Annotated in this window: 14 protein-coding genes and 1 pseudogene; 8 read left to right on the top strand and 7 right to left on the bottom strand. The window is 59.2% G+C overall.

Annotated features, from left to right (window positions below; all coding sequences use genetic code 11):
- Positions 1–99: 99 nt before the first annotated feature.
- Genes BSP75_RS12950 through selD form a run of 3 tightly spaced genes read right to left on the bottom strand, consistent with a single transcriptional unit; the run spans position 100 to position 2925 of the window.
- Positions 100–744: an MBL fold metallo-hydrolase gene (locus BSP75_RS12950; RefSeq protein ID WP_075113465.1), complete on the bottom strand. Its 645-nt coding sequence runs from the start codon at positions 742–744 to the stop codon at positions 100–102.
- A gap of 31 nt (positions 745–775) precedes the next feature.
- Positions 776–1891, bottom strand: coding sequence for a tRNA 2-selenouridine(34) synthase MnmH (gene mnmH, locus BSP75_RS12945; RefSeq protein ID WP_075113464.1), 1116 nt, complete (start codon positions 1889–1891; stop codon positions 776–778).
- Positions 1888–2925, bottom strand: coding sequence for a selenide, water dikinase SelD (gene selD, locus BSP75_RS12940; RefSeq protein WP_075113463.1), 1038 nt, complete (start codon positions 2923–2925; stop codon positions 1888–1890). Before selD ends, mnmH begins: the two co-directional genes overlap by 4 nt.
- Before the next feature lie 384 nt (positions 2926–3309).
- Here selD and BSP75_RS12935 point away from each other — a divergent pair, with 384 nt between their 5' ends.
- Entirely contained in the window at positions 3310–3738 is a 429-nt protein-coding gene (locus tag BSP75_RS12935; RefSeq protein ID WP_075113462.1) for a GNAT family N-acetyltransferase, read from the top strand.
- A gap of 34 nt (positions 3739–3772) precedes the next feature.
- Here the strand turns inward: BSP75_RS12935 and BSP75_RS12930 are convergent, their stop codons facing one another.
- The 3 genes from BSP75_RS12930 to BSP75_RS12920 all read right to left on the bottom strand — a co-directional run bounded on the left by BSP75_RS12930 (position 3773) and on the right by BSP75_RS12920 (position 8036).
- Entirely contained in the window at positions 3773–4957 is a 1185-nt protein-coding gene (locus tag BSP75_RS12930) for an acyltransferase (RefSeq protein WP_075113461.1), read from the bottom strand.
- Positions 4958–5301: 344 nt separating this feature from the next.
- Positions 5302–6492: a class I SAM-dependent methyltransferase gene (locus tag BSP75_RS12925; RefSeq protein ID WP_075113460.1), complete on the bottom strand. Its 1191-nt coding sequence runs from the start codon at positions 6490–6492 to the stop codon at positions 5302–5304.
- 113 nt (positions 6493–6605) lie between these two features.
- Positions 6606–8036, bottom strand: coding sequence for a methyl-accepting chemotaxis protein (locus BSP75_RS12920; RefSeq protein ID WP_075113459.1), 1431 nt, complete (start codon positions 8034–8036; stop codon positions 6606–6608).
- 83 nt (positions 8037–8119) lie between these two features.
- On the opposite strand from BSP75_RS12920, the gene BSP75_RS12915 reads away from it, so the two are divergent.
- Both BSP75_RS12915 and BSP75_RS12910 read left to right on the top strand, forming a co-directional pair.
- Positions 8120–8392, top strand: coding sequence for an acylphosphatase (locus BSP75_RS12915; protein ID WP_005345583.1), 273 nt, complete (start codon positions 8120–8122; stop codon positions 8390–8392).
- 15 nt (positions 8393–8407) lie between these two features.
- Entirely contained in the window at positions 8408–9274 is an 867-nt protein-coding gene (locus tag BSP75_RS12910; protein ID WP_075113458.1) for a CHAD domain-containing protein, read from the top strand.
- Between the two features lie 137 nt (positions 9275–9411).
- Here BSP75_RS12910 and metG read toward each other — a convergent pair whose 3' ends face one another.
- Positions 9412–11445, bottom strand: a complete 2034-nt coding sequence (gene metG / locus BSP75_RS12905) for a methionine--tRNA ligase (RefSeq protein WP_075113457.1) — start codon at positions 11443–11445, stop codon at positions 9412–9414.
- Between the two features lie 186 nt (positions 11446–11631).
- Here metG and apbC point away from each other — a divergent pair, with 186 nt between their 5' ends.
- The 5 genes and pseudogenes from apbC to BSP75_RS21570 all read left to right on the top strand — a co-directional run.
- Complete coding sequence (gene apbC, locus BSP75_RS12900; protein ID WP_005345574.1) at positions 11632–12714, top strand: iron-sulfur cluster carrier protein ApbC; 1083 nt, start codon at positions 11632–11634, stop codon at positions 12712–12714.
- 110 nt (positions 12715–12824) lie between these two features.
- Positions 12825–13469 (top strand): uridine kinase, encoded by a 645-nt coding sequence (udk, locus tag BSP75_RS12895; RefSeq protein ID WP_075113456.1) that lies wholly within the window; start codon positions 12825–12827, stop codon positions 13467–13469.
- A gap of 63 nt (positions 13470–13532) precedes the next feature.
- The gene (gene dcd / locus BSP75_RS12890) at positions 13533–14114 is read left to right on the top strand and encodes a dCTP deaminase (protein WP_042061717.1); all 582 of its coding nucleotides are present in this window, start codon (positions 13533–13535) and stop codon (positions 14112–14114) included.
- A 488-nt stretch (positions 14115–14602) separates the two neighbouring features.
- Positions 14603–16075 (top strand): inorganic phosphate transporter, encoded by a 1473-nt coding sequence (locus tag BSP75_RS12885; protein ID WP_075113455.1) that lies wholly within the window; start codon positions 14603–14605, stop codon positions 16073–16075.
- Between the two features lie 164 nt (positions 16076–16239).
- Positions 16240–16421, top strand: a pseudogene (locus tag BSP75_RS21570) (transposase); the annotation flags it as partial.

The following is a 16421-nucleotide window of genomic DNA, read 5'->3' as shown; positions in this document are numbered from 1 at the left end:
TTTTTTGGAGTGATGGGCATTTCAAATGCGGACAAAGAGTTCGTGGTGAAGGTGCGATCCACTTGTTCGCACCTTCCCTAACACCGCTGCCTTTTTTGATCACCAGATGGGCTGGGTCAGGTAGGGATTGCTCACCTTCTCGCGGCCGAAGGTGGAGCTGGGGCCGTGGCCCGGGATAAAGACGATTTCGTCCCCCAGCGGCAGCAGGGTCTCGGTGATCGACTTGATCAGTGTTCCGTGATCACCACGGGGGAAGTCGGTGCGACCGATGCTGCCGGCAAACAGCACGTCACCGACCCAGGCAAGTTTTTCGGCCTGGGAGAGCAGCACGATATGGCCCGGGGTGTGGCCGGGGCAGAAGTAGACCTCCAGCTCGCACTGGCCAACCAGCACCTTGTCGCCCTGTTCAAGCCAGCGATCCGGCGTGAAGGCGGGGGTATGGGCAAAGCCGAACATCTGGCTCTGCTGTGGCAGCATGTCGAGCCAGAAGGCGTCTTCCTTGTGGGGGCCGGTAATGGCGACGCCTGTCTTCTCCCGCAGCTCGGCGGCAGCACCCACATGATCCAGATGACCGTGGGTCAGCAGGATGTGGGTCAGGGTCAGCCCGCGCTTGGCGATGGCGGCCAGCAGTTTGTCCGCTTCGCCACCCGGGTCGATCAGCGCCGCCTGATGGGTCTCGTCACACCAGATGAGGGAGCAGTTCTGGGCGAACTGGGTGACCGGGATCACCTCGAATTTCAACATGTGGGGTCCTCTTGTTGGAACGGTGACGGAGTCAGCCCTGTTGCCCATTGGCGCGCTGCTCGGCGAAATAGTCGAGACAGGCTTGCTTGTCACCGCGAAATACGATGCGCTCCTGCTTGTTGCCAAGCTGGTAGAGATACATGGGATCGTAGTAGCGGGTTAGCAGCAGGGTGATCCAGGCCAGATGCAGCTCGGTGGAGCCGCTGTTGGCCTGCTCGGTGAGGGCGGTTTGCATCAGGGCATCCAGCTCGCGGTGGGCCTGATCGCCGAGGCGGCGCTTGAGGCGGGCCAGCGCATCGGTGAGATAGGCGGCAAACAGCGGCCAACCGGCTTCCTGACCATACATGGTCTGATAACGCAGCCAGAGATCGTGCACGTAATCTTCGCGGATCTGCTCGGCCCGATCGATTTGTGGCACATCCACCACCACCAGCGGTGCCTGACTCATGGCCTCATGGAGGGAGAGCGGCAGGCAGCAGCGACCGATGAGGCGGCTCTCGTCTTCCACCACGAAGGCCTGCTCGCCGCGATGGCGGCGCTTGAGCAGTTCGATGGCCATGTTGTTTTCAAAATTGATGTTGCTGGGCTGGCCGCCGGGCAGTTGACCGAAGGAGGAGCCCCTGTGATGGGCGTGTCCTTCCAGATCGAGCGCCTGGGCCACATGGTCCAGCATATGGGTCTTGCCGGAACCGGTCATGCCGGTCAACACAGTCCAGTGGCACTCGGCAGAGGCCTTGTCCTGGGTGTCGATCAAAAAGCGACGCAGCTCCTTGTAGCCACCGGCGACGCGGGGGCGAGTGACCCCTGCTTCATGCAGCCACAGTTGTACGGTTTGTGAGCGCAGGCCGCCGCGAAAGCAGTAGAGCAGGGCATCGGGTTGCTGGCGCAACTGCGCCAGCCAGCCTTCGATGCGCTCGGCACGTACTGCTCCCCCCACCAGCTTGTGACCAAGCTCAATGGCGGCGGCCTGACCCTGCTTCTTGAAGCAGGTCCCCACCTGGGCGCGCTCATCGTCTGTCATCAAGGGCAGATTGGTCGAGCAGGGGAAGGCCCCCTCCTTGAACTCGATGGGGGCGCGCACATCAATCAACGGCACATCGCCTAAAAAAATCCGGGCGTAGTCCGTGGCCAGTGGCAATTCACTCATTGGGCAATCTCGATAAAGCGGGTGCCCTCAAGGGGCTTGATCTGGCCGATGGGCGAGAGTTCTAGCCCAGCTTCGCGCGCGATGGCGAGCAGCTCGGCTTCGCTCTCTTTACCCACGGCGACCAGCAGGCCGCCGCTGGTTTGCGGATCGCACATGATGTTGCGGGTGCGATCGTCCATGGCATCCAGCTTGTGGCCGTAGGAGTCGTGGTTGCGCAGGGTACCGCCCGGCACGCAGCCCTCGGCGAGGTAGTAATCCACCTCGTCCAGCAGTGGCAGCGCCTTGAAGTCGAGGCGGGCGCTGACGCCAGAGCCTTCACACATCTCCAGCAGATGACCGGCCAGACCAAAGCCGGTGACGTCGGTCATGGCGTGCACACCCGGCAGCTCGGCAAAACGCTGGCCAATCTTGTTGAGGGTGCACATGGCGTTAGGGGCCAGTTGCTCATGTTCGGGCTTGAGCTTGCTCTTCTTCTGGGCGGTGGTGAGGATGCCGATACCGATAGGCTTGGTCAGATAGAGGGTGTCACCCACCTTGGCGGTGTCGTTCTGCTTGATGGCGTCAAGGGGCACGATACCGGTCACCGCGAGGCCGAAGATGGGCTCGGGGGCATCGATGCTGTGACCACCGGCGAGCGAAATCCCCGCTTCATGGCACACCTGACGACCGCCGTCGATCACCTGCTGGGCCACTTCGGCAGGCAGGGTATTGATGGGCCAGCCGAGGATGGCGATGGCCACGATAGGCTTGCCGCCCATGGCGTAGATGTCGCTGATGGCGTTGGTGGCGGCGATGCGGCCAAAGGTGAAGGGATCATCGACGATGGGCATGAAGAAATCGGTGGTGGAGACAATGCCCTGACCGTTGCCGATATCGACTACAGCCGCGTCATCCTTGCTGCTGTTGCCAACGATCAGGGTCGGGTCATTGAAGCCCGGGATCTGGCTCTTGAGGATGGTGTCGAGTACCTTGGGAGAGATTTTGCAGCCGCAGCCAGCGCCGTGGCTGTATTGGGTCAGACGAATGGAAGACATACTTACCCCTTATGCAGAGGCTCTGTGGAGCCGTCTTGGTCAATGGGCGGCCTTGTAGATTGGAAGACAAGAAGCCGCAAATATGGGTGGCCTCGGTGCCAACAGGGGCAGCGATGACTGGCAGTTATGGAGGACCGCCAGGCCGGACGGGGAACAAGAGGGCGACCAGGTGCGCCAGCGCAGCCCCGCCAAGGGCCACAGGACGGAGCATTATGCCACATCTGCCCCTTGGGGTTCGAACAGGAATTCACATAAACAGCAGGGAATTACCTGTCCTTGCCTGTCATCGGTCTGGATCCGCCGCGCAGTGATTGATTGCAGCACAGAACCCGGCAAAGAGAGCAGCAGCGTGTGCAACCTAAGCGTCATCAGGAGGAGAGCTTTGTGACAACCACGTTTTTGGTTAACCACCCCATTACCACGGCGCAGTTTGCGGCGCTGTTGGCGCAGACCTCGCTCGGTGCGAGACGGCCGCTGGATCATCCGTCCACCCTGCAGGGCATGCTGGATAACGCCAATCTGCTGATCACCGCCTGGCAGGGCGAGACCCTGGTCGGGGTGGCCCGCTCGGTGACCGATTTTCATTTTTGTTGCTACCTCTCGGATCTGGCGGTGGCCGAGTCGGTGCAGGGACAGGGGATTGGCAAAGCGCTTATTCGCGAGACGTTTTTGCAATTGCAGCCGGGTTGCAAGCTGATCCTGCTGGCTGCGCCGCAGGCGGTGGCGTACTACCCCAAGCTCGGATTTAGCCAGCACCCGAGTGCCTGGGTAATGAGCAGTCTGGATGAACTGGTGCTGGATGAGTTGACATAAAACCGTCAACTCATCCAGACAGGGTGGGGTTAACTTATCCGGCTTGCTCCAGCACCGGTTGCCGCGCCTTGCCCCAACGGCGCAGACGCCGTTGCAGTGGCCGCTCCAGCAGGTTGTAACTTAAAGAAGATAGCCCGATCAGTACCGCCAACATCAGCAAGGTGGCCACTACCCCCAACAGCGGGTTGGTCTGGCCATACCACCACTCGGTGAGCCCCGGCGCCAGATAGTGGATCAGCTCGCAGCCGGTGAGCAGTACCAGCGCATGGAGCAGGTAGATGGAGTAGGAGAGATCCCCCAGCCAGTTGGTGAAGCGGTTGTCCAGCAGGCGCAGCAGCGGGCTCTGGCGTTCTCCTTGCGCGGCTGAAATCCAGATCAGCAACACGTAGGAGCCGATCAGCAGCAGGGTCAGCTGCGGCGTCATGGTGAACTGCATCAGCGCGAAGGGCAGCACAAAGGCGACCAGCAGCGGCATATCATGCTTCATCATGGGCAAGCCTTTCGCGGCCTTGACCCTCGGCAGCAGCCAGAGGCCAAGCACAAATTCACTCACCCCGCGCCCTACTGCCAGCGCGCCGCTGGTGACATCCAGCGTGCCGCGACTGTGCACGATAAAGGCCAGCACCGTCAGCGCCAGCAGGGGGGCGAGATGGCTCCAGCGACGGTGGGTCACCGCCAGCGTGATAAGCAGCGGGAACAGCAGGTAGCTGATCCACTCTACGCTCAGCGACCAGGCGGCGAAGTTCCAGGTCAACCCGTGATCGGTCACCACCTGCAGCAGCAGGAAGGCGCTGGGCAGCGCTTCGGCTGGCGTGAAGGGGGAACCGAAAGGCGGCATCCCTTCCCACTCCCACATTTTGAACAAGGGGCCGGCATAGAAGCCCACCCCGTGCTGCGCCTTGTAAAGCTCCCAGCCGACCAGCAGCAACAGGGTCACCAGGTAGAGGGGGTAGACGCGGCTCAGCCGCAACCAGAGAAAGCGGCCATAGCCCACGGTGCGGGGCGTGCGAGTGAAGGCCTCTCCATAGACATGGGCCAGCACCACGCCGCTCAAAATAAAGAACAGATCGACCCAGAGGTAGCCGTTCTCGATGAGTTGGGTGTGGCCTGCGATCGACTCCATCCACTGGGGAAAGAGCAATAATCGGGCATGGAACAGCACTACCATCAGGGCAGCGATGCCCCGCAGCGGCGTTAACAGCGGCAATGATTGATTCATATCGGGATCCCTTGTGATGTTCAGCTTGGCCTGACATCGATTTTGTTGTTGTGCCGCCCATCACTCCTGACGGGACGGTTGCCCCGGCGTGGCTGCCGCAGGCGGGATCACACTACGGGAAAGAGAGTCATACGGGTGTGATTAAAATCATAAATGTACAGTTATTGTGCAAAGAAATTTAAACAGAAGTGGGGAACAAGTAGGGAAAGAGGAGGAGAGGGAACACGAATAAAGCAGAGAGGGTGGTTATCGGGGCGAGCGTCAGGCTAAGGTTTATACGGCGCGATGCAAAACAATCAGGCCCGCAAGGGGCCTGATTGATCACAAGGGAAGATGACGGCCGATCAGCGGGCGCGGACCACCAGACCCTTGAGGTAGAAGCCTTCCGGATAGGCGGTACCGATGGGGTGATCGGAGGCCTGGGAGAGCAGCTCCAGGATCTGGGCATCGCGACCGGCATCGAGCGCCGCATCGGCAACGATCTTCTGGAACAGGCTCTGCTCCATCAGGCCGGAGCAGGAGTAGGTCAGCAGCACGCCACCCGGCGCCAACAGCTGGAACGCCAGCATGTTGATGTCCTTGTAGCCGCGGCAGGCACCCAGCAGTTGGGCCTTGCTCTCGGCAAACTTGGGCGGATCCAGCACGATGACGTCGAACTTCTCGCCCTTCTCGCGGTATTCACGCAGCAGCTTGAACACGTCGTGACGGATAAACTGGGTGTTGCTGGTATCCAGACCGTTCAGCTCGGCATTCTGGCGGGCGATATCCAGCGCATTCTGGGAGAGATCGACGTTGACCAACTCTTTGGCTCCGCCCTTGAGGGCATAGACGCCAAAACCACCGGTATAGCTGAAGCAGTTGAGCACCCGCTTGCCTTCGGTGTACTTGGCGGCCGCCTGACGGTTGTCACGCTGATCCAGATAGAAGCCGGTTTTGTGGCCGTTGCGAATATCCACCAGGATCTTCACGCCGTTCTCTTCGATCACCACCGGCTCATTCGGGGTCTCGCCATAGATGACGCCGGTGCGCTCTTTCAGCCCTTCCTTCTTGCGTACCGCTACGTCGGAGCGCTCATAGATGCTGCACTCGGGGTAGAGGGTACGCAGCGCCTGGGTGATCAGCTCGCGCTGGAACTCGGCACCGGCAGAGAGGATCTGGCACACCAGAAAATCGGCATAACGGTCGATGGTCAGACCCGGCAGGCCGTCGGATTCGGCGGCGCACAGGCGGTAGCCGGTGAGCCCCTGACGCTTGATCAGCGGATCGCGGGACTCCTGGGCATATTTGAGACGGCGGATAAAGAAGTCGAGATCGACGGTCTCATCCTTGTCGAAGGTCCAGACTCGGGCACGGATCTGGGAGCTGCCTGACCAGGCGCCACGGGCGAGCCACTTGCCATCGTTGGCATAGATCTCGACGGTGTCGCCGTCAACGGGGTTGCCTTCAACCCGCTCAATCCCCTTGGAGAAGATCCAGGGATGACGGCGCAGCAGGGATTTTTCGCGGCCTTTGACGAGATAGATGAAAACGCTCATGGGTGTTTGCCGATGGTAGAAAGAAAAGGGGCCACATTCTATGTGGCCCGCAGGTAAAACTCAAACAACCCGGTGTAATGGAGCGGATTGCCCTGATCTGGCACCGCGAATGGTCAGATCTTAATCCCCTTGAGTGCCTGGGTCAGCTCGGTGGCGGTGGCTTTCAGTCCCTGAGTACCGGCTACCGAGGCGCTGGCAGACTCTTCCACCTGCGCCGCTTCATGGCGTACCTGATCGAGATTGTGGGTGATCTCGGCGGCGACCGAGCTCTGCTCCTCGCTGGAGGTGGCGATCTGGGTGCTCATCTCCAGCACCGCATCGCTGTGGTTGCTCAGTTTTTCGATATCCAGCCCCACCTCGCTGATGAGTTGCTGGCTACTGGCGGCACGCCCCACGGTTTTCTCCATGATCTCGTTGAGGGCGCCGGTACCGGTCTGCAGCTCTTCGATCATCTGCTGGATCTCCACCGTGGCTTGCTGGGTACGGCTGGCGAGGGTACGTACTTCATCCGCTACCACCGCAAAGCCGCGCCCCTGCTCACCGGCCCGGGCCGCTTCGATGGCGGCGTTGAGCGCCAGCAGGTTGGTCTGCTGGGAGATGGCGTTGATGACGTTGACCACTTCGTTGATCCGGTTGGCATTGTGGGTGAGCCGCTCGACCGCGCCGGAGGCGTTGCCAATCTCGTCGGCCAGGGTGCGGATCGCCTCGATGGTACGGGCTACCCGGTTGGCGCCATTGGCGGCCTCTTCGCTCGACTGGCGGGTCTGCTGCAGGGTGTCGTTGGCATTGCGCGCCACTTCGCGGATCGCCGCCGACATCTGCTCCATGGCGGTGGCCAGTGAATCCATGTGCTGGCGCTGGGAGCGCGCCATGGTCTCGCCTTCGCGGGCATGGTCACGAAACTCGTCGGCGGCCATGGTCAGCGCTTCGGCAGACTCCTCCACCAGTTTGACGATCTGGTGTTGGCGGTCGGTAAAGCGGTCGATGCTGCCCGCCAGGGTGGAGAACTCGTCGCGCACCGGGAAGAAGTTGAGACGGAAGGTGAGATCCCCGTCCGCCACGGTTTGCAGCGCCTTGTTGGTGGAGTAGAGCGCACCAGAGACAAAGGTCATCATGTAGTGGATCACCAGTGCCATCAGGGCGGCCAGTGCGGCGATCAGGGTCATGGTCGAGCCTTGGCCGTCCCACATGGAGAGGTTGCCGGTATCGAGATCGCCGGTGACGTAGCCCGCCTGACCTGCTGGCGCGGTAAACAGGTAGTGATCCCCTTGCTGCTGCAACCCGCTGCTGCCTTGCGTGGTCAGACGCAGATCGGCAGGCAACACCAGAGTGGGCTGCTGGCTGACCAGCTGCGCCGTGGTCTCGACCCGTTGCTGCAACTGCGCTACCCGCAGGGAGATCTCCTGCTGATGGCTGGCCGCCAGCATGTACCAGCTGAGAAAGGCGATGATAAAGAGCGGTAACCAGAACGCGATATGGAATTTTTCACTGATGGTGAGGTGAATGAGATAGCGGTCAACCCACCGGAATTTAACTTCTTTCATAATGGAGCTGCATCCTGCAGAAGATAGAGTGTCGGGCACATTATCGTCGCGGGAAATTTTTTCTTAAGTGGAAGGTGCGAGAAATGGGAGAGCAATCGTTTGTCATTCGGGTGTGGGGGCAGGTACAGGGGGTGGGATTTCGCTATTTCACCCGTGAGCGGGCGCTGCAACTGGGTTTGCGGGGCCATGCCTACAACCTCGAAGATGGCTCGGTGGAGATCCTGATCAGCGGCCCCGCGCAGGGGGTGCAGATGATGCTGGGGTGGCTGGAGCATGGCCCGCGCACCGCCAGAGTGACCCGGATGGAGTATGAAGAGGCGCTGCCGCCCACCGGTCAGGGCTTTCACACCAACTGAAGCGGCAGGGACGAGATGGATGCTGACAAGGAAGGTCTGTTGCTGACTCAGGCAAAAGTCTGGGTCGCCCGTTATCAGGAGGCGGCGCGGGCGGTGCGTGAAGAGGCCAGCGAGCCGACCGTGCATGGCTACCGTATCGCGGCGCGCCGCCTGCTGGCGCTGCTCGCCCTGTGGCGGCCACTCATCTATCACCCCGAACTGGAGCTGCGTTTGCTGCGCTCGGTCGGGCGGCTCTCGGCGCTGCGGGATGCGCAGGTCTATACCGAGCGTTTTGGCAAGCCGCCCGCCAGCACTGTTGATACCCACAAATCGACCTGCCGCGTGCCCCAGTTGTCGCGGCGACTGGCCCGCTGGCTGGCGGCGGTGGCGCAGGTGCCGGATGCGCGGGCACTGGTGACGCTCTATCAGCAACATCTGGCCCTGCGGCTTGATGAGGCGCAGTGCGCCCTCGATGACCATCCTCTCTCTGCCGGAAAATCGGCCCACACCCGTCGTCAACAGTTGCGCCGCTGGCATCGGCTGCGCCTCGAGATCAAGCAGGTCCGTTATGGCGTTGAGCTGCTGCAGGCGCTGGGGGGAGGGGATCCGGGCTGGTTGGTCACCCTGACTCATTGGCAGGAGCGACTTGGCCAGTTGCAGGATTGGCGCCAATGGCGGCGGGCGTTGCGAGCAGAAAAGGGACGCACCCACAAGCAGACGACGCTGCGGCTGCAGTTGAAGGGAAAGATCACCGCCCGTTTGCGTCAACTGGAGTGTCAGCAGGCGGAGCTGGTGGCGCTCAAACTGGCGATGCTGGCAGGCCACAACATGGATAAGATGCCAAGTCGGGTGGTCTGGTATGCAGAACAAAACGTAACGCCCGTCAAGCCCAGTGGTGGATAACCCCGAGACCGCAATCTGCGTTAGCTATCCGCGACCAGCATCGACAAAAACTATTCAAGCCAAACAGGAGAGACAAAAAAAGAGAGGCCGTTTGGCCTCTCTTCTCTATCTCGCTGTGGTCGCAGTCAGCGATACGCTTACTTGACGCGCATCCCTGGCTGGGCACCTTCCTGCGGCTCCAGGATCCAGAGATCCTTGCCGCCCGGGCCTGCGGCCAGCACCATGCCTTCGGACATGCCAAAGCGCATCTTGCGTGGCGCCAGGTTGGCCACCATCACGGTCAGCTTGCCTTCCAGATCTTCCGGGTTGTAGGCGGATTTGATACCGGCAAACACTTGACGGGTCTCGCCACCGATATCCAGTTGCAGCTTGAGCAGCTTCTCCGCTTCCGGTACCGCTTCGGCCTTCTTGATCAGCGCGACGCGCAGGTCAATTTTGGCAAAGTCGTCATAGCTGATGGTCTCGCTGATGGGGTCGTCTGCCAGCGGGCCGGTCACTTTAGGTGCCTGCTCTTTGGCCAGATCTTCCTTGGAGGCTTCAACCATGGCTTCTACCTTGGCTGGCTCGATGCGGGAGAAGAGCGCCTTGAACGGGGTCAGCTGATGGTTGGTTAGCGGCAGGGCCACGCCATCCCAGGAGAGGGTTTCACCCAGGAAGGCTTCGGCGCGCTCGGCGAGCAGCGGCATCACCGGCTTGAGGTAAGCCATCAGCACGCGGAACAGGTTGATACCGACGGAGCAGACTTCCTGCAACTGGGTGTCAGCCCCTTCCTGTTTGGCAATCACCCAGGGGGCCTTGTCATCCACGTAGCGGTTGGCTTTGTCGGCCAGCGCCATGATTTCGCGGATGGCGCGGCTGAATTCGCGTGCCTCATAGGCCTCGGCGATGGTGGTGCGGGCGTTGGCGAATTCGGCGTAGAGCTCTGGCTCGGCGCAGGTGGCTGCCAGCTTGCCGTCGAAACGCTTGGCGATGAAACCGGCGTTGCGGGAGGCGAGGTTGACCAGCTTGTTGACCACGTCAGCGTTGACGCGAGCCACGAAGTCATCGAGGTTCAGGTCCAGATCGTCGATGCGGCTGTTGAGCTTGGCGGCGTAGTAGTAACGCAGGCACTCCGGATCCAGGTGGTTCAGGTAAGTGGATGCCTTGATGAAGGTGCCCTTGGATTTGGACATCTTGGCGCCGTTGACGGTCACATAGCCGTGTACGTTGACCTTGGTCGGCTTGCGGAAACCCGCCCCTTCCAGCATGGATGGCCAGAACAGGCAGTGGAAGTAGGCGATATCTTTACCGATGAAGTGGTAGAGCTCGGCGCTGGAGTCTTTGCTCCAGTAGCTGTCAAAGTCGATGTCGCCGCGCTTGTTGCACAGGTTCTTGAAAGAGGCCATGTAGCCGATGGGGGCATCAAGCCAGACGTAGAAGAACTTGCCCGGCGCGCCGGGGATTTCGAAACCGAAATAGGGAGCGTCACGGGTGATGTCCCACTGCTGCAGGCCGCTCTCGAACCACTCCTGCATCTTGTTGGCCATCTCTTCCTGAATGGCGCCGGAGCCGCGCACCCACTCTGAGAGCCATTTTTCAAATTGCGGCAGGTCGAAGAAGAAGTGCTCGGAGTCCTTCATCACCGGAGTGGCACCGGAGACGGCGGATTTAGGATCGATAAGCTCGGTCGGGCTGTAGGTGGCGCCGCAGCTGTCGCAGTTGTCGCCATACTGCTCCGGAGATTTGCACTTGGGGCAGGTGCCCTTGACGAAACGGTCCGGCAGGAACATGGATTTTTCCGGATCGAACAGCTGGGAGATGGTGCGGCTCTTGATAAAGCCACCATTTTTCAGGCGGCCATAGATCAGCTCCGCCAGCTCGCGGTTTTCGTCGCTGTGGGTGGAGTGATAGTTGTCAAAGCTGATGTTGAAACCGGCGAAATCGGTCTGGTGCTCTTTGGAGACGGCCGCAATCATCTCTTCCGGGGTGATCCCCATCTGTTGCGCTTTGAGCATGATCGGGGTGCCGTGGGCATCATCGGCACAGATGAAGTGCACCTGATGACCGCGCATTCGCTGATAACGAACCCAGATATCGGCCTGGATGTGTTCCAGCATGTGGCCAAGATGGATGGAGCCATTGGCATAGGGGAGGGCGCAGGTTACCAGCATTTTACGAGGATCAGTTGCCATATTACGTTCTTGATGTGCTTGTTGGGATGATAGAGTGCCGTGCATGTTACCCGAATTGGGGGTAGCCTGCCTAGGGTTGTGGCTGTGCCAACCTTGGCAGAGCCTGCCGTGATGATGGCAGGCAAGCCACTGATTTGTGTGCGGTAACCGTTCACCTCAAGATAAAGACAAGATAATGAGGAGTTAATGGTGATTGATTCAGTAAAACAGATCCTCGCCGAATTTAAGCCAGCAGGCTGGCACAAGGATCTGGTGGATGCCGGATTCGTTCGCGAGATCATCAATCAGGGGCAGGGGCTTACTATCCGGCTGGTATTGCCGTTTGCCGGTCTCTCGCTGCTCGATCAGCTCAAAGAGAACTACGATGCCAGGCTGCGCAGCGCCACCGGCGCCGCCCGTATCGACTGGGCACTGGAGATTGACGTCGCCAGCATGCCACGGGCGCAGGGGCTCAACGCCGTGCAGGGCATTCGCAACATCATCGTGGTCGCTTCTGGCAAGGGGGGGGTGGGTAAATCCACCACCGCGGTCAATCTGGCGCTGGCCCTGCAAAAAGAGGGGGCGCGGGTCGCCATTCTCGATGCCGATATCTATGGCCCCTCCATTCCCACCATGATGGGCACCCTCAAGGAGCGCCCGGTCAGTCATGACGGCAAGCTGATGGAGCCGGTGATGGCCTGTGGCCTCAAGAGCAACAGCATCGGCTATCTGGTCTCCGAGCAGGATGCCACCATCTGGCGTGGCCCGATGGCGAGCAAGGCGCTGGCGCAGATCCTTCATGAGACCCGTTGGGGTGAAGTGGATTATCTGGTGGTCGACATGCCGCCAGGCACCGGCGACATCCAGCTCACCATGGCCCAGCAGGTGCCCACCTCGGCGGCGGTGATCGTCACGACCCCGCAAGATGTGGCGCTGGCCGATGCCCGCAAGGGGATCGCCATGTTCAACAAGGTCAATGTGCCGGTGCTCGGCATCATCGAGAACATGAGCTACCACGTCTGCAGCGCCTGCGGTCATCATGAGCCGCTGTTCGGTACCGGTGGCGGCCAGAAGATGGCAGAGCAGTATCAAGTGGCGCTGCTTGGCCAGTTGCCGCTGCACATCGACATCCGCCAGCACATGGATGATGGCTGCCCGACGGTGTTCGGCGCACCGGAAGGGAGCCTGGCTCAGGCCTATTTGAAACTGGCGCGCAGGGTAGGGGCTGAACTCTTTTTCAGCGCAAAACCGATTGCGACCCCCCTCTATGCCATGGCACTGGATGAATAATCGGCTATCGGTCACTTGAAAGGGAATTGAGGGTGGGCATGACCCACCCTTTTTTATATAATGGATCGGTTTAAACCATCCCCACTGCTCTTCTCTTTTAGGTATTTGTCATGTCTGATACTCAACATTCGTGTGTGATCATCGGTATTGCGGGCGCATCTGCGTCTGGCAAAAGTCTTATCGCCCAGACCATTTATGAAGAGCTGGTGGCCGAACTGGGCGCAGGTCAGATTGGTGTGATCACCGAAGATTGCTACTACCGTGATCAGACCCACCTGACCATGGAAGAACGGGTCAAGACCAACTATGACCACCCCAATGCGTTGGACCACGACCTGCTGGTACAGCACCTGAGCCAGCTGGTCAAAGGTCATGCGGTCGCCATTCCCCAGTACTCCTACACCGAACATACCCGGATGCGCGAAGTGACCCCGTTTGCGCCGCGCCGGGTGATCATTCTGGAAGGGATCCTGCTGCTGACCGACAGCCGTCTGCGTGATCTGATGGATGCCTCCATCTTCATGGATACCCCGCTCGACATCTGCCTGCTGCGCCGTCTGGTGCGTGACGTGCAGGAGCGTGGCCGTACCATGGACTCCGTGCTCAAGCAGTATCAGAAGACGGTGCGTCCGATGTTCCTGCAGTTTATCGAGCCATCCAAACAGTATGCCGATGTGATCGTGCCCCGTGGTGGCAAGAACCGTATCGCGATCGATATGCTCAAGGCACGTATTCGCCACATGTTGATTGGTTAAGTTGAAACAAGCCGGGTGATGCCCGGCTTTTTTAAAAGCACAATTTGTCAGGAGAGTCGCCCAATGCGTCTGTGTGATACCGATATTGAACGCCATCTGGATGAAGGCAAGATCGTCATTGAGCCACGGCCCGGTGTAGAGCGGATCAGTGGTGTCAGTGTCGATGTGCTGCTGGGTAACGAGTTTCGGGTGTTTCGCGATCATACCGCTCCCTATATTGATCTGAGCGGTCCGAGCAGCGAGATGGCCGATGCCATCGATCGGGTGATGAGTGACGAGATCCACGTCCCCGATGGTGAAGCCTTCTATCTGCACCCGGGCCAGTTGGCGCTGGCGGTGACCTATGAATCGGTCACCCTGCCTGCCGATATCGTCGGCTGGCTGGATGGCCGCTCTTCATTGGCACGCCTGGGTCTGATGGTACACGTGACCGCGCACCGCATCGATCCGGGTTGGTCCGGTCGCATCGTGCTGGAGTTCTACAACGGCGGCAAACTGCCGCTGGCGCTGCGCCCGAAGATGAAGATCGGCGCCTTGAACTTCGAGATGCTCTCCGGCGCCGCCGCCCGTCCGTACAACAAGCGGGAAAATGCCAAGTACAAGAGCCAGCAGGGCGCCGTTGCCAGCCGCATCAATCAGGACTGATAACAGGTCGTACTGCAACGATTCAAGGGAGCACAAGGTGCTCCCTTTTTGCATCTGGAATCAAACGGGTATGGGGTTTGAGGTGCTGGTCGGATGAGATTGGCAGGGCTGGGGTGTTTTATCACCATTTTCGCCCATTTTTCTGTCATAAAAACGTCATAAAAATGAAATTATTGGCTTAAATATCAGCTATTTTTGCCCTTTCCCGCAATCNCAGGGCTGGGGTGTTTTATCACCATTTTCGCCCATTTTTCTGTCATAAAAACGTCATAAAAATGAAATTATTGGCTTAAATATCAGCTATTTTTGCCCTTTCCCGCAATCATTGATGGCTTTAATTAATCAGTGGCAAACCGCATAAAGACTGGCTCTAGGATATTTTTTACCAAAAAGCTCTTTTTTTTTATGGCTGAAATATTTCAATGGTGGCTATGGTGTTGGCCGCCATCTGGCATAATCCGCCGCAACTCATAAACAGGCTTTTTTTTATGTTTGAAATGTTTAGTGGTTTGGGTTTGTGGTGGTCAATCGGTTTGGTATTGGCCGTTTTTTTTGTGCTTGCCTATGAATTTATCAACGGCTTTCACGATACCGCCAACGCGGTAGCAACGGTTATCTATACCAAGGCGATGCCGGCTCACCTGGCGGTGGTCGCATCGGGGATCTTCAACTTTTTCGGCGTCATGTTCGGCGGTCTGGGGGTGGCCTATGCCATTGTCCATCTGCTGCCCATCGACCTGCTGCTTGGGATGGATTCCACCCAAGGGTTGATCATGGTCTTCTCCTTGCTGTTTTCCGCCATCGTGTGGAACCTGGGTACCTGGTTCTTCGGGATCCCGGCCTCCAGTTCACATACCTTGATCGGCTCCATTCTGGGGGTAGGCGGCGCCTATGCCTGGATCACCCATAAACCGGTGACAGAGGGGATCAACGTGGGCAAAGCGATCGACATCATGCTTTCCCTCATTATCTCTCCCACCATCGGTTTCATCATCGCGGCGCTGCTGCTGCTGGCGATGAAGCGCATCTGGACCAGCAACAAGATCCACAAAACGCCGGAAGAGCGTCAGCTGGTGGATGGCAAGAAACACCCGCCGTTCTGGGCACGTCTGACCTTGGTGGCTTCTGCCATGGGCGTCAGCTTCGTGCACGGCTCCAACGATGGCCAGAAGGGCATCGGTCTGGTGATGCTGGTGCTGATCTGCATGGCGCCCGCCTATTTTGCACTGGACATGAGCAGCCGCTCCTATGATCTGGACCGGACTCAGGATGCCAACCAGCGCATCATGGAGATCTACCAGCGCAACCAGTCCGCTCTCTCTGGCGTCATCAACTTCTCTGCACCGGTAACGGCTCAGGAAGAGCTGATGACCCACTGCTCCGCCGATGGCGTGCTGCAGGCGATGGCTACTCTGGATGCCCGTCTGGCTGCCGTGCGTACTTATGATCAGATGAGCCTGACTGATCGCCGTGAAGTGCGTCGTCTGCTGCTCTGTATCGATGACACTGCCCGCAAGGCTGCCAAGCTGCCGCTGCCCGCCAAGGAGCTGACCGATCTGGCCAAATGGCGCAAGGATCTGACCGCGACTGCCGAATACGCACCGACCTGGGTGATCGTCTCCATCGCGCTGGCGCTGGGTTGCGGCACCATGGTGGGCTGGCGTCGTATCGTCCATACCGTGGGCGAGAAGATCGGTACCACCGGCATGACCTACAGTCAGGGCATCGCGGCCCAGATCACGGCTGCAACCTCCATCGGGGTTGCCAGTCTGACCGGTATGCCGGTGTCCACCACCCACATCCTATCCTCTGCGGTGGCGGGTACCATGATTGCCAACAAATCCGGCCTGCAGAGCCAGACTATCAAGACCATCCTGATGGCATGGGTGCTGACCTTGCCGCTGACCATGCTGCTCTCCGGCGGCCTGTTCATCGTCAGCCACCATCTGTTTGGTGGATAACATCGTTACTTTTTCTAAGGGCCTGCGGGCCCTTTTTTCATATCTGTGATTGGCTCGCCTCTGGTTTTCTAGACACTCTTTTGCTGAAAAATAAACTGTAGTGGTCTAATCATCCCGGGCACCATTTTAGGTGGTACAGTCGCCACCATGACCTGAGGTGTTCAATGACAAGATTACGTCGCTCATTTACTGCCGAATTCAAACTCGAGGCCGCATCCCTGGTGCTTGCGAAGCCAGCCATTCGCTGGACGTCGGTGAGACCGTACTTCGTCGCTGGGTTCAGCAACTGCAATCGGAACGCTGTGGTACAACCCCAATCAGCAAAGCACTGACCCCAGAACAGCAG

This window comes from Aeromonas sp. YN13HZO-058 (assembly GCF_001921245.1).
GTDB lineage: Bacteria > Pseudomonadota > Gammaproteobacteria > Enterobacterales > Aeromonadaceae > Aeromonas > Aeromonas allosaccharophila.
Note: the sequence above shows the minus strand (reverse complement) of the source record. Positions and strands in the feature narration are given on the sequence as shown.

Coding starts and splice junctions, on each gene's coding strand:
- udk (WP_075113456.1), top strand. CDS start 12,825: ATGTCTGATACTCAACATTCGTGTGTGATCATCGGTATTGCGGGCGCA.
- BSP75_RS12910 (WP_075113458.1), top strand. CDS start 8,408: ATGGATGCTGACAAGGAAGGTCTGTTGCTGACTCAGGCAAAAGTCTGG.
- selD (WP_075113463.1), bottom strand. CDS start 2,925: ATGTCTTCCATTCGTCTGACCCAATACAGCCACGGCGCTGGCTGCGGC.
- mnmH (WP_075113464.1), bottom strand. CDS start 1,891: ATGAGTGAATTGCCACTGGCCACGGACTACGCCCGGATTTTTTTAGGC.
- BSP75_RS12915 (WP_005345583.1), top strand. CDS start 8,120: ATGGGAGAGCAATCGTTTGTCATTCGGGTGTGGGGGCAGGTACAGGGG.
- dcd (WP_042061717.1), top strand. CDS start 13,533: ATGCGTCTGTGTGATACCGATATTGAACGCCATCTGGATGAAGGCAAG.
- apbC (WP_005345574.1), top strand. CDS start 11,632: ATGGTGATTGATTCAGTAAAACAGATCCTCGCCGAATTTAAGCCAGCA.
- metG (WP_075113457.1), bottom strand. CDS start 11,445: ATGGCAACTGATCCTCGTAAAATGCTGGTAACCTGCGCCCTCCCCTAT.
- BSP75_RS12930 (WP_075113461.1), bottom strand. CDS start 4,957: ATGAATCAATCATTGCCGCTGTTAACGCCGCTGCGGGGCATCGCTGCC.
- BSP75_RS12920 (WP_075113459.1), bottom strand. CDS start 8,036: ATGAAAGAAGTTAAATTCCGGTGGGTTGACCGCTATCTCATTCACCTC.
- BSP75_RS12925 (WP_075113460.1), bottom strand. CDS start 6,492: ATGAGCGTTTTCATCTATCTCGTCAAAGGCCGCGAAAAATCCCTGCTG.
- BSP75_RS12950 (WP_075113465.1), bottom strand. CDS start 744: ATGTTGAAATTCGAGGTGATCCCGGTCACCCAGTTCGCCCAGAACTGC.
- BSP75_RS12885 (WP_075113455.1), top strand. CDS start 14,603: ATGTTTGAAATGTTTAGTGGTTTGGGTTTGTGGTGGTCAATCGGTTTG.